General features: G+C 62.6%; 15 protein-coding genes. 5 read left to right on the plus strand and 10 right to left on the minus strand.

Translation table 11 applies throughout. From position 1 onward, the window contains the following. The first annotated feature begins 114 nt into the window (after window positions 1–114). The 3 genes from WKV53_RS11925 to WKV53_RS11935 all read left to right on the plus strand — a co-directional run bounded on the left by WKV53_RS11925 (window position 115) and on the right by WKV53_RS11935 (window position 2,605). The gene (locus tag WKV53_RS11925) at window positions 115–1,647 is read left to right on the plus strand and encodes a PhoH family protein (RefSeq protein ID WP_341404819.1); all 1,533 of its coding nucleotides are present in this window, start codon (window positions 115–117) and stop codon (window positions 1,645–1,647) included. 73 nt (window positions 1,648–1,720) lie between these two features. Then, complete coding sequence (locus WKV53_RS11930) at window positions 1,721–2,302, plus strand: hypothetical protein (RefSeq protein WP_341404820.1); 582 nt, start codon at window positions 1,721–1,723, stop codon at window positions 2,300–2,302. Between the two features lie 18 nt (window positions 2,303–2,320). Next, a complete protein-coding gene (locus WKV53_RS11935; protein WP_341404821.1) occupies window positions 2,321–2,605 on the plus strand; it encodes a ribonuclease III domain-containing protein in 285 nt (94 codons plus the stop codon). Here the strand turns inward: WKV53_RS11935 and WKV53_RS11940 are convergent. The 7 genes from WKV53_RS11940 to WKV53_RS11970 all read right to left on the minus strand — a co-directional run bounded on the left by WKV53_RS11940 (window position 2,568) and on the right by WKV53_RS11970 (window position 8,818). Next, complete coding sequence (locus WKV53_RS11940) at window positions 2,568–3,083, minus strand: hypothetical protein (protein WP_341404822.1); 516 nt, start codon at window positions 3,081–3,083, stop codon at window positions 2,568–2,570. The genes WKV53_RS11935 and WKV53_RS11940 overlap by 38 nt on opposite strands. 10 nt (window positions 3,084–3,093) lie before the next feature. Further along, window positions 3,094–3,762, minus strand: a complete 669-nt coding sequence (gene modB / locus WKV53_RS11945; protein WP_341404823.1) for a molybdate ABC transporter permease subunit — start codon at window positions 3,760–3,762, stop codon at window positions 3,094–3,096. Next, window positions 3,763–4,491: a molybdate ABC transporter substrate-binding protein gene (modA, locus tag WKV53_RS11950; protein ID WP_341404824.1), complete on the minus strand. Its 729-nt coding sequence runs from the start codon at window positions 4,489–4,491 to the stop codon at window positions 3,763–3,765. Window positions 4,492–4,576: 85 nt separating this feature from the next. Continuing rightward, entirely contained in the window at window positions 4,577–6,523 is a 1,947-nt protein-coding gene (locus tag WKV53_RS11955; protein ID WP_341404825.1) for a TonB-dependent receptor plug domain-containing protein, read from the minus strand. Window positions 6,524–6,618: 95 nt separating this feature from the next. Beyond that, the gene (locus WKV53_RS11960) at window positions 6,619–7,869 is read right to left on the minus strand and encodes a hypothetical protein (RefSeq protein ID WP_341404826.1); all 1,251 of its coding nucleotides are present in this window, start codon (window positions 7,867–7,869) and stop codon (window positions 6,619–6,621) included. 9 nt (window positions 7,870–7,878) lie between these two features. Then, window positions 7,879–8,373 (minus strand): molybdopterin-dependent oxidoreductase, encoded by a 495-nt coding sequence (locus WKV53_RS11965; RefSeq protein WP_341404827.1) that lies wholly within the window; start codon window positions 8,371–8,373, stop codon window positions 7,879–7,881. An 82-nt stretch (window positions 8,374–8,455) separates the two neighbouring features. Next, window positions 8,456–8,818 (minus strand): winged helix-turn-helix domain-containing protein, encoded by a 363-nt coding sequence (locus WKV53_RS11970; RefSeq protein ID WP_341404828.1) that lies wholly within the window; start codon window positions 8,816–8,818, stop codon window positions 8,456–8,458. A 306-nt stretch (window positions 8,819–9,124) separates the two neighbouring features. Here WKV53_RS11970 and WKV53_RS11975 point away from each other — a divergent pair, with 306 nt between their 5' ends. After that, entirely contained in the window at window positions 9,125–9,904 is a 780-nt protein-coding gene (locus WKV53_RS11975) for a thiamine pyrophosphate-dependent dehydrogenase E1 component subunit alpha (RefSeq protein WP_341404829.1), read from the plus strand. A 2-nt stretch (window positions 9,905–9,906) separates the two neighbouring features. Here WKV53_RS11975 and WKV53_RS11980 read toward each other — a convergent pair whose 3' ends face one another. Beyond that, entirely contained in the window at window positions 9,907–10,776 is an 870-nt protein-coding gene (locus WKV53_RS11980) for a LysR family transcriptional regulator (protein ID WP_341404830.1), read from the minus strand. A 76-nt stretch (window positions 10,777–10,852) separates the two neighbouring features. Between WKV53_RS11980 and WKV53_RS11985 the strand changes: the two genes are divergently transcribed. Then, a complete protein-coding gene (locus WKV53_RS11985; protein ID WP_341404831.1) occupies window positions 10,853–12,067 on the plus strand; it encodes an MFS transporter in 1,215 nt (404 codons plus the stop codon). Here WKV53_RS11985 and WKV53_RS11990 read toward each other — a convergent pair. Next, entirely contained in the window at window positions 12,030–12,467 is a 438-nt protein-coding gene (locus tag WKV53_RS11990) for a GNAT family N-acetyltransferase (RefSeq protein ID WP_341404832.1), read from the minus strand. The genes WKV53_RS11985 and WKV53_RS11990 overlap by 38 nt on opposite strands. Then, window positions 12,464–12,994, minus strand: coding sequence for a GNAT family N-acetyltransferase (locus tag WKV53_RS11995; protein ID WP_341404833.1), 531 nt, complete (start codon window positions 12,992–12,994; stop codon window positions 12,464–12,466). Before WKV53_RS11995 ends, WKV53_RS11990 begins: the two co-directional genes overlap by 4 nt. Between the last annotated feature and the right edge of the window lie 191 nt (window positions 12,995–13,185).

Raw genomic sequence — 13,185 nt, forward strand, 5'->3', positions numbered from 1 at the left:
GTCTTGATTAAAAGACCTCTCCACTTTTTGCCACCGCGTGGTGGCTTGCCAGAGACCGGTGGCGGACCGGTGCTCAGCCCCTCTTTCTCCGCCCGATCCAAAACCAAACCTGCCATGCTCCAACGTGCCGAGGACGTCCAAGCTCGCCTTATCGAAATTCAACATGGGGGCTCCGTCCGCAAATCCAACGGTGCAGGAAAGCCGCGATCCCAACCTGGCGATCTAGGACTCAAGGCCCCCACGCAAACCGCCAAGAGCTTCGTTCTCGATACCAATGTGCTGCTCCATGACCCGGCCTGCCTTGGTCGCTTCACGGACAATCATATTTGTATCCCGGTGGATGTGCTGGCCGAGCTGGATCGCTTCAAGACCGAGCAATCCGAGCGTGGTGCCAATGCCCGCAAGATCCACCGCAAGCTGACGGAGATGTTCTCCTGCTCAAAGCGGGTGACTGAAGGCGTGGACACCGATGGCGGCGGTACGATCCGACTGGTGGTGTATGATCCCGCGCTGTGCCCGAAGAACTCGGAAATGCTGCAGCGCTTCCACCGTATCTTTCCCGACAAGGAGCGAGTCGATCACCGCATCCTCGCCTGCACGCTGCTGCTGATGGCCTACAACAAGGCTCCCGTGGTGCTCGTCACCAAGGACCTCAACATGCAGCTCAAGGCCCGCGCGGTCGGCATCGATTGCCAGGATTATCTCAATGACAAGGTCGATGCCCGCGAGGTCTCCAGCTACGATGTCCGTCGTATCGAGGTCGAGGGATCGGAGATGCAGCGCTTCGCGAGCTCCGGCGAGATCGAGATCGAGGCCGACCGGCTTTCCGAGCTGGTGCTGAACCAATATGTGCTGCTGGAAGCTGGCGAACGGCAGACGATGCCGGCGCGCATGGCTGCCGGTGGCAAACTGGTGCGCCTGCAAATTCCCGAGGCGCTCAAGATCCAGGACGGCACCGCGCTCAAGCCGATGAACCTCGGCCAGCGTTGCCTGATCGATGCCCTGCTCAATCCCGACATCTCCCTGGTGACCTGCTATGGTCAGGCTGGCACCGGCAAGACGCTGGTAGCGGTGGCCGCGGGTCTCCACGAGATGTTCAACCGCCGCTACAATGGTCTCACCGTCAGCCGCCCGGTGGTGGCGATGGGCGAGCAGCTCGGTTTCCTGCCCGGCACGCTCGATGAAAAGATGCGGCCATGGCTGCAGCCGATCCACGACGCGCTCGACCTGCTGATGCGCCCCACGACGCCGCTCGGCCCGCGCCGCAAGCAGCCGAAGAAGGAAGGCGGCGAGGGCGGTGGTCCGGTGAAAAAGCCCTGGGAGCACCTGATGGAGCAGGGAATCATCGAAATCGAGGCACTTGCCTACATTCGCGGACGCTCGATTCCGAACCGCTTCTTCGTGCTGGATGAAGCCCAGCAGCTGACGCCGCAGGAGGCCAAGACCGTGGTGACGCGCATGTCACGCGGCTCGAAGCTGGTGATGCTCGGCGACCCGGCGCAGATCGACAATCCGTATGTCGACAGCCGCAGCAACGGCCTTGTTTATACCCGCAACCGCCTGAAGGGGCTGCCCTTTGTCGCCCACGTTTCCCTGAACCGTGGCGAGCGTTCCGAGCTGGCGGATGCCGGCGCGCAATTCATGTGATTTGGCCATTCAACGGGGGCGTGAGAAAGCGCCCCCGTTGACAGGCAATCGGGGCCATCCTTTACTCATGCCGATGTCGCCCTGGCTCCGCCGCTGCTTGGTATTCGCTCCGATCGCGGTGATGGCGGGGTGCGCGGTGATCCCGCAGCACGGTGGGTGGCGCGATGAGCTGTCGATGCGGGCATCCCAGCTCGGCTACCGGAACTGGATCGTGATCGCGGAGGCGTCGTTTCCCGGCTACAACCGGCCGGGACTCCGCCAGATCAATGCCAACGAGGAGATTCCCGTGGTGGTGGACGAGGTGCTGAAGACCTTGGAGCGGACCGAGCATGTGACGCCCCGGATTTACACCGCGCGGGAATTGGACTCCCTCGAGAACGACTACGCGCCGGGGATCGACGATTTCCGCAAGAACCTGAAGCAGTCCATGCACGCGCATGAGACCACCGAGCTGGAGCAGCAATCGCTGCTGACGCTGATGGAGGATACGAACAAGACCTTCGAGGTGCTCGTGATCCGCACCAATACGGCGCTGCCCTACACGAGCGTCTTCATGGAGCTGCAACCGGGCTACTGGAATGCCGATTCCGAATCCGCGCTGCGGGACAAGATCGAGCGTCAGCGGATGGAAAAGCTGGCCCGGCCGATTCCCTGAGCGCAGGCTGCCGCGGCGATGAACAAGACCGAGGAAATCCGTATCGAGCGCGAGGCCGCCTGGATCGGCGATGCCGTGCTGGCGCTCTTCGCCCGCTCATGGGTGTTGAAGGAGCGGGGGTCGATGGATGGCGAGTGGTTCACCCGGCTGACGTCGAACGGTTTCCTGAGTGCCTTCGGTGCGCCGACGGCGGTGGAGGCGAAGATCGGGAAGATTTATCGCGAGCAGGGGCTGGAGGCGGCGTTTGCGTGGATGGAGGCGGAGTTTATTCCGCTGTTCCGGAAGCAGATGGCGAATCGGTGAGGCTGCCGGGCCCGGGGGCGAATGATCTGACCGCTTCGAGGATCGTGTCACCCCATTTCAGATCCTCGGGATCGATGATGAGCGCGTGGAAGCCGAATCGCGTGGCTTCCATGGCAACGCCCTCGGAGTCGTCGATATGAAGATCAGCGCCAAATAATCCCGGATGCTTGCTGGGAGGGCGACCTTGCCCATGTCGCCCCGCTACCGCGGCCTCGTGGATCGCGGCATTCACAATCAAATCGGGAGTGAGGCCGTAGCAACGCATCCAGCGGCGGATGTAGCCTGAGGAACGGGACGAGGTGGTGTAGATGCCAATCCGCCAGCCGAGTGTGCGAAGATCATGGCAGAGGAGGCGGAAGCCCGGACGTAACGGTTCACGATACAGTAGACGGGCGAGCCAAGCCTTGGCCGGTGGCTCCGATGGCTGCGAACTGCCATGCAGCCGAATCGTGTCGTCGATGTCGAAGGTGATCAGCATGGGAGCCGCATTAGAATGGATGCCGGCCCTTGGTCAGACGTCCGGCGATCCACAGCGCGATGAAGGCAATCACCGCGGACACGCCGGCGAGCATCCATACGCGATCATCATCTCCGGCGTGGAAGCTGCGGTAGATGGCGAGAGGGATGGTTTCCGTGACACCGGGGATGAGGCCGGCGACCATCATGGTGGCGCCGAATTCACCGAGGGCGCGGGCGAAGCCGAGCACGAGGCCGGCGGCGATGCCGCGGCGGGCGAGGGGGACGCTGACGCGGGAGAAGACTTGCCATGGGGTCTTGCCGAGAGTGGAAGCGGCTTCTTCCAAGTGACGCGGCACTTCCTCGAAGGCCGTGCGGATGCAGCGGAGCAGGAGCGGGAAGGCCATGATGGCGAGGGCCAGCACGACGGCCTTCCAGGTGAAGATGATCTCAATGCCAGATCGTTCTAACAGCGCGCCGAAGGGCCCTTTCTTTCCGAAGAGCTTCAGAAGCACCAGGCCGGTCACCACGGGTGGCACCACCAGTGGCAACATGACCAGCGTCTCAACGAACGCCTTGCCCGGCCACTGCTTGCGGGCCAACAGCCAGCCAAGCGCGAGGCCGAAGGGCAGCGACAGGACGATCGCCGCCGCGGAGACGCCGAGCGTGAAGAGGATTAGCCTGAAATCGTCCGCCGTCATTTATTCCTTCGCGAGCCCGAAGCCGCGGGCCGTGAAGATCTTCGACGCTTCTTCCGATTTCAGGAAGTCTGCAAATTTCTTTGCCTCATCCGCCTGCTTGGTGGCGGTGCAGACGGCCACCGGGTAGATGATGGCGGGGGCCTCGCCGGCCGGGACGGTCCAGGCAACCTTCACCTTCTTCGAGACGGCGGCGTCGGTCTTGTAGACGATGGCGGCGTCGGCATTGCCAGCTTCGACGGCGGCGAGGGCGGCGCGGACGTTTTCGCTGCCGACGCACTTGGGGCCGATGCTTTCCCACAGGCCTTGCTTGGTGAGCCAGTTCTTGGCGTAGACGCCGGCGGGGACTGCCACGGGATCGCCGATGGAGATGCGCTTGAAGTTCGCGAGATCAGAGCCGCCGGAGACCTTGGCTTCGGATTCGTTGGGCACCACGACGACAAGTGCGTTGGTGAGGAGCTTGGTGACGTTATTCACCAGCTTGGCCTCCTCGACCTTCTTCATGTTCGCCTCGTCGGCGGAGATGAAGACATCGATGGGCGCGCCTTCCTCGATCTGGCGGGCAAGGACGTTCGATGCCGCCAGCACCGGGGTGATCTTGGTGCCGTTCGCCTTCTCATAGGCGGCACCGACTTCCTTGACGGATTCAGCGAGGCTGGCGGCGGCGGCGACGCGGAGTTCACCGGCCGCAGCGGCCAGCGAGGCGAACAGGAGAAGAAACAGGGATTTCATGATTCAGGGGCGGTGGCGCGAGTGACGAGAGTCGATATCACCATGAATAGATATTGGAAATCATCCAGCGGTTTTCCGGTTCGAATCAGAACTCGTAGCGAATGTCGCCGAAGAAGGTGCGGCCGGGTTCCGGGAAGCCTTCGTCCAGCTGCTGATTGCGATCGAGAATGTTGAGGACGCCGAAGCCGAGCTTTACGTCGCCGGGCAATTCGACCTCGGCCTTCACGTCGGCGGACGCGTAGATGCCGACGCGCTTGCCGGTGCTGGAGACCACGCGCGAGTCCGACCAGGTGAAGGACGGGATCAGGCGGAGGCGTTCCATGAGATCCAACTTCGAGAAGAGCGTCACCTCGTGCTCGGGGACGTTGATGATGCTGATTGCCGGGTTGGTGCGGTTTTCCGCGGAGATCCACGCGTAGTTGAAGCCGGCCTGGATGGTATCGGTGAATTTCGAAGCCATCGCGAACTCGAAGCCGCGGTGCTCGACCTCGCCGACATTCTGGAGCTGGAAGAGCCCGGCGCCTCCGGGAGTGAAGGCGACATTGTCGACGCGCTGGATGGCATCATCGATGCGGGAGAAGAAGAGGTTCGCTTCCCATTCGATGCGCTTGTCATTGGCCTTGCCGCCGATGCCGAGGTCGAAGTGATTGACGGTTTCAGGATCGAGGTTCGGGTTCGGGATCGCTTGGCCGAGGCGATACGAGTAGCGATCCTTGATGGTGGGGAAGCGGCTCTTTTCCGCCCAGCCGAGGTGGCCTTCAAGGCAATCGTTGAACTGCTGGCGATAGACGAGCTGCGGATTCCATGAGGAGTTCTTGTCGCCGTAGAGCGGGGCTCCGCTGTTCGTGTCGACGGCTTCTCGGATATCGCGCCAGTCGTAGCTGACGCCGCCGGTCAGGGAGCCGCCCTGGCCGAAGTCGTATTCTGCTTCGAAGCCAACGGAGGCGGTCTCGTCTTCGAAGGTGTAGGTGGGAGCGCCGAGGTTCGTCTCCTCGTGGTGATCCCGCTCGTAGTGGACCGCGGCGGCGAGGCGGGTGTTCTTCAGCGAGCGATTCTCGATGGTGGCGGAGGCGCCGGCGATCCAGTCGTCGTAGTAGGAATTGAAGGTGTAGCCCTTGGTCTGGGACGAGTAGGTCGCGTCGTCGAAGGAGCGGAGCAGGTTCTGGAAGGTGTCGTAGTGCCACTTGGTCTCCAGCGTGGTCTCGGTGCCGAGCGCGGTGCGGGTGAGGATGTAAACGGTGTCCTTGTCCCAATACGGCCATTGCCAGAAGCGTGGCGCGACCTTCTTGTCGTAGCCGGCATAGGGTGGTGTGCCCTTCTCGCCGCGCTGCGACCAGAAGCCGAGGACGTATTCATCGTCAACGGCCGGCGTCCAGCCGATGCGACCGGAGACGTGCCAGTCCTCGCTGTAGGAGTTGTTGCGGCGGCCGCCGTTCTCGGTGGGACGAGGAACGAAATCATCGGACAGCGGAAAGGCGCTGCGCTCGATCCAGGAGAGGTCGAATTGCCAGTAGAACTTTTCCTCGCGGCCGCCCGCGCTCAGGCCAGCGTCCCAGCCATCGCCGGAGAAGGCACCGGCGTGGACGGCGCCTTCCAGCTTCTCGGTGGGGCGGCGGGTGAAGACGTTGATGAGGCCGCCGAGGGTGTTAGGTCCCGCGAGCACGGGGCTGATGCTCTTTGCCACTTCGATCTCGCCGGCTTCCGGCATCAGGAAGCGACCGAGGTCCGCGTAGCCATCGTAGGGGACATAAACGGGGATGCCATCGATGTGCAGCGGCACCTGGCGCAGGTCGAAGCCGCGCACGGTGACCATGCTCTCGGCACGTGCGCCCATCCGGGTCAGGCTGACGCCCGGCAGGAGATCCAGCGATTCCGCGAGATTGCGGCGCTCGAAATCCTGCACCTCCTCAGCGGTGATCCGGTGGGTGATGCCGGGCTTCATGGCCTCGACGACCATTTCACCGAGTTCCGTCTCGGAAGTGGCCGCGGAAGCGGCGAGGGGAGCGAGGCAGAGAAGGGGAAGTGCTTTCATCGTGGGGGACGAAAGCGGGATCGTTATATTTCTAAAAGTATAACGAGCGTCATCCCGGCCCGCGGTGATGAATTCGCTTCATCATGGCTAGAACGCTATTGAGCGTTTTGGAGAAATGCCTCACGGGCCTCGGGGAGGGTTTCATTGAGGATAGCGAGGATCTTCCGGCGTTCCTCGGGTTCCAGGTAGGCGTAACGTTCCCCGGCTGTGCCCCCCTGCAAGGCGGTGTGAAGGCGCTCGAAGATCAGTGTTTTGAGCGGGGAAGGCAGGGCTGAGAATGACTCCGAATAGATCAGGAAGCTGCAGCGATTGGCGAACAGGCGGTCGCTGTTGGAGAAGTCCTTGAGGGAATCGCCGTCGCTGGTGCGCGGAGTGTTGGAGGAAAACGCTTCGCGGAAGGTCTCGCTGATTTCGATGCCGCCTGGCAGGGGCGCGGCACCTCTAAACAGCAGGTGATCGACGACTTCATCGGCGATGCTAGCGAGGGGAGATTGCGTCGCTTCCGGATCGGCTGCCGCTTCCATCAGCGCGCGGCGGGAGCGATGGGACGCGCGCGTGAGGACATTGTGCATGGTCACCTGATGCTGGAAGACGAGCAGCGCGCCGGCATCGCTGGTGGCGGCGAGGTATTTCGAGGTGTCGAAGAACTCGGTGAGATCGGTGGGACGTATGGGGCTCGGGGTTGGGTTTGGCTGGTTGTTGAAAGCATTGCCGAGATGATCGGCCATGCCGGTGTAGCCGGTCACATACCAGCCACCCCAACGCTGCGCGAAGGGTGTGGCGTCATCGGTGAGTTGGAAGGCCTGGCCCGCCACGGTCTCGCCGCGCTCGGTCGCTGCGACGCTGCGCGCGATCAAGGACGGGATCTCGCGGCCGGTTTCGCCGCCGTGACAGCGCAGGCACTCGGTTTCCCGCACGAAGGTCCGGCGGTCATTGCGCGCGTCCTGTGGATCGAGGGAGTAGTAGATGGGCCCGAGTTCGGCATCGATCGAGGCAACCTCAATGAGTCCACCGGGCATCCAGCCGACGTAGATCGAGTCGGAGAAATACAGGGCCCGCGGATTGCGAGGATCGATCAGTGAGCCCTGCAGGCTGGTCTTGGAGAAGACGACGATCTGGCTTTCGACGGGGACGTTGAGTTCCTGCAGGACGGCCCGGAGGATCTCGGCATCGGTGCCTTTGAAGGAGACTTCGTGAGCTTCGATTTTTTTCAGGAGGCGCGCGACGGCGTCGTCCGGCTTGCGGCTGGAATACTGGATTGGTGGCAATTCATAGGCTGACTTCCGGGTCTGTGCATTGCCTGCGGCGAGCGATGCGGCCAGGAAGCAGAAGAGGACGCGTTTCATGACGCCCGCCTATTTGGCCAAGGAGACGAGCTCGATCGAAACGACCTGGCGGCAGGAACGTGCGCCTCGCTTGTCGCCGGGAGTGATCACGCGGAGAGGGGCGGCGGATGGCGGGAGGATTTCGCCGTTTTCCTTGTCGGCGAGGAGGATGGTGCGGTTGCTGAAGTTCTCATCGAACTCCGCGAGCGAGAAGAGCACGGCGTAGTTGTCCTTGCAGCGGATGATCACGCCAACCATCAGGCCACCTCCGCGCATCTTGTCGCCCAGCGGTGCGTCGACCTTCGCGAGAAGCTCGCGCATCGCCACGCCTGAGTAGCGGCGCTCGGGTTCATCGCCTTGCTCGGGTACGGTCACTTCGGTATGGGGCAATGCGGCGAACTCGGCTTCTGTCAGGGTGATTGTCTTTTCACCAAAGCGGACGGTGAGAACCGGTTCGGCGGCGCGGAGGACCGAGCCGATCGAAAGAAAGAGCAGGACGAGTGGAAGGATGAGGCGCTGGTGCATGGCAGGAATGAAATCGCGTTCGCCATGGATAGTGGATCATCCTCGATCTATTTGCGAAAGGATATCGGGCGTCATTCCGGCGTCAGGAGGATGAATTCGTCTCATCGCCTGCGAGGAGCCGCCGCATTTTTCGCAGCACCGGGGAGCTGGCCTTTTCGGCGGCGGCCACGGCTTCGTGATAGAGCGCGAGCACCTTGCGGCCGGTGTCGGTGAGCGCTGCGCCGCCTTGTTCCTTGCCGCCGCGCTGGAGGGAGACCAGCGGCTCGCGGAATCGTTCGTTGAGGCCCTTCACCATTTTCCATGCCTTCATGTAGGACATTTCCATTTCCCCGGCGGCGGCTTGGAGGCTGCCGAGGGCGTCGATCTTTTCCAGCAACTCGGCCTTGCCGGGGCCGAAGGAGAGTTCGCCGGAGAGCAGGAGGCGGATCGGGCGGTCATCGGGCATGTCTCCATGCTGGCCAATTGCCCGGCGATCGGGCAAGAGAATCGGTGGCCATGGATTATCGCGAGCACGCCATCAACCGGGACTGGTCCGCGGAGGGCAAGATCGACTTGCTGCGGCAGATGATGCGGATCCGGCGATTCGAGCAGCGGGCCTTGCACTACTACAACGGAGGCAGAATTGGCGGCTTCCTCATCCTGAGCATCGGGCAGGAATCGGTGTCGGCGAGCGTACGATCTCTGATGGGACCCGAGGATCACGGGATCAGCGGGCCATGCCATTGCGGCGGGCCTGCCAATGGGAGCGGGGATGGCAGAGCTTTTTGGAAAGACCAATGGCTGCTCGAAAGGGAAGGGCGGGATGTTTTCTTTCTACCATCCGCTGGGGAATCACTGGGGTTGCCATGCAACTGCCGCCGGGCAGACGCCTCTGGCGGCAGGGCTCGCCTTTGCGCTCAAGCAACGGGAGATCGCCGGGGCGGTGGTGTGTTTCCTGGGTGATGGTGCGGTGAATCAGGGCGTGTATCACGAGTCGCTGAATCTTGCCGGTTTGTTCGGGTTGCCGGTGGTCTATCTGATCGAGAACAACGGGTACGCGATGGGCATGTCGGTGTCGCGTTCATCGCGCTTCAAGGAATGCCTTGCCCGGCGCGCTGAAGGATACGACATCGATTGGGACAGATGCGGCGATGGGGATATCTATCAGCTCCGCGCGAAGGTCTGGACGGCGCTGGAACGAGCGCGGCGCGAGAGGCGGCCGACGGTGCTGGAGGTGGAGACGTATCGCTACTACGGCTTCACGGTGGCGGACGCGAATGCCAAGAAGTATCGGACTGTCGACGAGATCGAGGAGCGGAAGAAGCGGGATCCGCTGAGGCTTTGGCGGCAGCACTTGCTTGCCGAAGGGATTCTCAGCGAAGCGGCTGCGGAGGAGATCGATTTGCGGGCGAAGGATGAGGCGAGCGAGGCGGCGAAGTTTGCGGAGGCGGGAGAGGCTCCGACGGTCGCGGAAATCGTTCGCGATGTTTATTGGGAATCCGATCACGATACCGAGGCCTCGCGGATCGGGCGCCATTTCTTCGGTGAGTAGCCTCAGGTGGCTTTCACTTCGGCTTTCAAGATCGCGAGGAACTTCGCCAAGGCGGGGTTCGTGTCACCCTTGCGCCATGCGGCGGCGACGGTCCAGGTGGCGTCCTTGTCGCGGATCGGGTGCTCGCGCAGGCCGGAGAAGCGGCTGGTGCCGGCGGATTGGGGGATGACGGTGACGCCGAGGCCGGCTTGGACGAGGGCGAGGGCGGTGGTGAATTCCGGAACCTGCTGGATGACGCGTGGGTGAAAGCCGTGTTTGCTGCAGAGACGCAGGACGTGGCCGTAGAAGCCGGGAGAGCGAGCTTCAAGGATGCTGACGAAGGGCAGGTCGCGGCAGTTGGCGAGCGTGGCATTTGCGGGGAGCGGGAAGGCTGCTGAGGAAACGAGGGTGAGCCGGTCCTTGATCACCGGCAGCAGCTTGAACTCGGCTGGGGCGGGCAGGCGCACGAAGCCGAGGTCCAGCTCGCCCTTGCGCAGTGCTTCGGTCTGTTCGGCAGTGGACATGTCGCGGAGGCTGATCTGGATGCCGGGTGAGGTTTCGCGCAGTTTCACGATGACCCGCGGCACGAGTTCCAGGGTGTGGAAGCCGAAGCCGAGGGAGAGTTTTCCTGATTCGCCGAGTGCCGAGGCATGGGCGCTATCCAGCAAACGATCGAAGCCCGCGACGACGCCGCGCGCTTCCTTGAGGAACTGTTTTCCCAGCGAACTCAGCGTGGTGCCGTGGCGTCCGCGTTCGAAGAGCGGCGCGCCGAGTTCGTCCTCCATGCGGTGGATCTGCTTGGTCAGGGCGGGCTGGCTCAGATTCAGCAAACGCGAGGCGCGGCCGAAGTGGAGTTGTTCCGCCAGCAGGATGAAGGACTTCAATTCGCGCATCTCCATAGCCGGAGGTTATCACGGTTATGAAATCATGCCATTGGAAGAATCGGCGGTTTCCCGGGATGATGGGCGCATGAATCGGGAAGCGGCTTGCACGGGGTTGGAGGAGGTGCGGCTTGATCAGTCGCGGGCGCGCTGGGCTGCATCGGTGTTGTTCCTGGTGGATGGCGTTGGCTTCGGCACGTGGGCGGCGATGATTCCGTCGGTGAAGCAGAAGTTTGGCCTGAGCGAATCCGGGCTGAGCATTGTGCTGCTGGCGATCGTGGCGGGCGCGTTGATTTCGATGTCGCTGATTGGCCGGGCGCTGTCGCGGCATGGGAGTCGGACGATGCTTTCGTGGCTGGCTCCGGGCTATGCGGTGGCGCTGGCTTTGGTCGCGCTTGCGCCGGGTTTCGGATGGCTGCTCGGGGCGGCGATGATTTTCGGGGCGTTCAAGGGCTCGCTGGACGTATCGGTGAACGCGCAGGCGATCACGATCGAGAATGCCGGGCAGAAGCCGATCATGGCGACCTTTCAGGCGCTGTGGAGTATTGGTGGCTTGGTCGCGGCGTTGCTAGTGGGGCTCGCTTTGAAGCAGGGAATGGCTCCGCTGGTGATCACGTTGGCGATTGCAGCGGTGTTGCTGATTGCCGCACTGACGAGTTCGGGTGCGTTGGCGGGAGGTGATGCTTCGCCCGGCAAACGCAAGCGCGGGTTCTCGTTGCCGAATGGCAGGATCCTGCGGGTCGGAGCGCTGGCTTTCCTGGCGTTGTTCGCGGAAGGTGTGATGATGGACTGGAGTGCGGTGTACACTCGCACGGTGTCCGGTGCAGAGGCGTGGCTGGCGCCGCTGGCCTATGGGATGTTTTCCCTCTCTATGGCAACTGGCCGGTTCATGGGTGATCGTGTCACGGCGCGGCATGGCGGGCTGGCGGTGTTGCGAGTGAGCGGCTTGCTGACCTTTGTCGGTCTGTTGCTGATCATTGCGGTGCATCAGTGGCCGGTGACGTTCCTTGGTCTTGGCTTTGCTGGCCTCGGCCTAGCGAACCTAGTGCCGGTGCTGTTAGGTGCCGGTGGGCGGGCGCATGAGGAGAGCATCGGTCAGGGTGTGGCGATGGTCTCAATGATCGGCTACTTCGGCTTCCTGGCCGGGCCGCCGGCGATCGGCGGGCTGAGCCACTGGATCGGCTTGCCCGGTGCCTTTGGCGTGGTGGTCGTGTTCGCGCTGCTGCTGGCGGTGTGGGGACCGGGAGTCTTGGGGAGAGCCTCGGTCAATAGCGGCGGGCCATCAGGATCATCTTCGGACTGACGTAGAAGCCGGCCTTTTCATAGAAGTCCTGAGCAGGGGTTTCGCGAGCGGTCAGCGTGTAAATGCGATTCACGTTGTCGTTTTGAAGGCGGGCATGCAGTGCCTCCATCAGGCGCGCGCCGATGCCTTCGCCTTGCCGGTCATTCGCGACGCAGAACTCCAGCAGGTAGTAGTGCTGCTCTTCCTGGTAGCGTTGCCAGTAGCCGAAGGCGAGGGCGGCGATGCCAGTGTCGTCCTCGGCCACCATGCCGAGGAAGTTCGGCGTCGCGGCGCAATCGGACAGTCGCTGGAGTGAGCTTTCGAGGCTCCAGTTTTCGTCCCAAGGTGCCGCGTTGAAGACCTCGGCAAAGAACCGGGAGCAAGCGGACAGATCAGCCGGAGTGGATTCGCGGAAGGTCATGGGACGAGTGACTTGGAAAGGATCACGCTGCGGTAGTTCGTGGTCGACCAGTCGGCGTATTGGATGAAGCGGTAGCCGATTTTCTCATACCACTGGATCAGGTGATGCGCTTGCTCGGCGGTATCGAGTGCGAGTTCCCGTCCGCCGCGAGCGACGGATTCCTTTTCCAACATTTCCATCATGCGCAAGCCGAGGCCGTGACCCTGAAGGCGGGGGCTCACGCCAAACTGGCCGAAGTAAAAGACGCCGGGTTCGCGATACCATGCGCAGGATGAATTCTCGCCGGCCGTGGGATAGAGCGTGACGGTGGCGATGATCTCTCCGTTCAACTCACCAATAAACGGCACGCCACGCTGGAGTCGGCTGAGGGTAGTCTCGTCGCTCTGATGCGTCGCGGTGTAGCGCAGCCCCATTGCGGCGAGCGGCGCGTAGGCTGCGTGCAGGAGCCGGGTGATCTCCGGGATCGAGTCGTCGTCGCGCAGGCTGCGGAGGATGACTTGATCGATGAGGGGAGCGCCAGTGGCCATCGCGGGGATTTCGGCAGAATCGCGCCGGACGGTCGATGACTATGATCCCAAACGAGACAGGAGTTGTAAGGGGTGGCCACTACGACAGGGGCATTGAGATGATGCAGCTGTTGGATTCCTGATTCGGCAAACGGGAAAATTTTCCAACGAGTCAAAAAAACACGGACAAGACAGCATCGGTCCGTAGGGTG

This window comes from Luteolibacter sp. Y139 (genome assembly GCF_038066715.1).
In the GTDB taxonomy this organism is placed as follows: domain Bacteria; phylum Verrucomicrobiota; class Verrucomicrobiia; order Verrucomicrobiales; family Akkermansiaceae; genus Haloferula; species Haloferula soli.

Excerpts from the sequence above, each read along its gene's own strand:
- WKV53_RS11930 (WP_341404820.1), top strand. The coding sequence starts at position 1,721 with ATGTCGCCCTGGCTCCGCCGCTGCTTGGTATTCGCTCCGATCGCGGTG.
- WKV53_RS11940 (WP_341404822.1), bottom strand. The coding sequence starts at position 3,083 with ATGCTGATCACCTTCGACATCGACGACACGATTCGGCTGCATGGCAGT.
- WKV53_RS11980 (WP_341404830.1), bottom strand. The coding sequence starts at position 10,776 with ATGCGCGAATTGAAGTCCTTCATCCTGCTGGCGGAACAACTCCACTTC.
- WKV53_RS11970 (WP_341404828.1), bottom strand. The coding sequence starts at position 8,818 with ATGCCCGATGACCGCCCGATCCGCCTCCTGCTCTCCGGCGAACTCTCC.
- WKV53_RS11995 (WP_341404833.1), bottom strand. The coding sequence starts at position 12,994 with ATGGCCACTGGCGCTCCCCTCATCGATCAAGTCATCCTCCGCAGCCTG.
- WKV53_RS11935 (WP_341404821.1), top strand. The coding sequence starts at position 2,321 with ATGAACAAGACCGAGGAAATCCGTATCGAGCGCGAGGCCGCCTGGATC.
- WKV53_RS11985 (WP_341404831.1), top strand. The coding sequence starts at position 10,853 with ATGAATCGGGAAGCGGCTTGCACGGGGTTGGAGGAGGTGCGGCTTGAT.
- WKV53_RS11925 (WP_341404819.1), top strand. The coding sequence starts at position 115 with ATGCTCCAACGTGCCGAGGACGTCCAAGCTCGCCTTATCGAAATTCAA.
- WKV53_RS11965 (WP_341404827.1), bottom strand. The coding sequence starts at position 8,373 with ATGCACCAGCGCCTCATCCTTCCACTCGTCCTGCTCTTTCTTTCGATC.
- modB (WP_341404823.1), bottom strand. The coding sequence starts at position 3,762 with ATGACGGCGGACGATTTCAGGCTAATCCTCTTCACGCTCGGCGTCTCC.
- modA (WP_341404824.1), bottom strand. The coding sequence starts at position 4,491 with ATGAAATCCCTGTTTCTTCTCCTGTTCGCCTCGCTGGCCGCTGCGGCC.
- WKV53_RS11990 (WP_341404832.1), bottom strand. The coding sequence starts at position 12,467 with ATGACCTTCCGCGAATCCACTCCGGCTGATCTGTCCGCTTGCTCCCGG.
- WKV53_RS11960 (WP_341404826.1), bottom strand. The coding sequence starts at position 7,869 with ATGAAACGCGTCCTCTTCTGCTTCCTGGCCGCATCGCTCGCCGCAGGC.
- WKV53_RS11955 (WP_341404825.1), bottom strand. The coding sequence starts at position 6,523 with ATGAAAGCACTTCCCCTTCTCTGCCTCGCTCCCCTCGCCGCTTCCGCG.
- WKV53_RS11975 (WP_341404829.1), top strand. The coding sequence starts at position 9,125 with ATGGCAGAGCTTTTTGGAAAGACCAATGGCTGCTCGAAAGGGAAGGGC.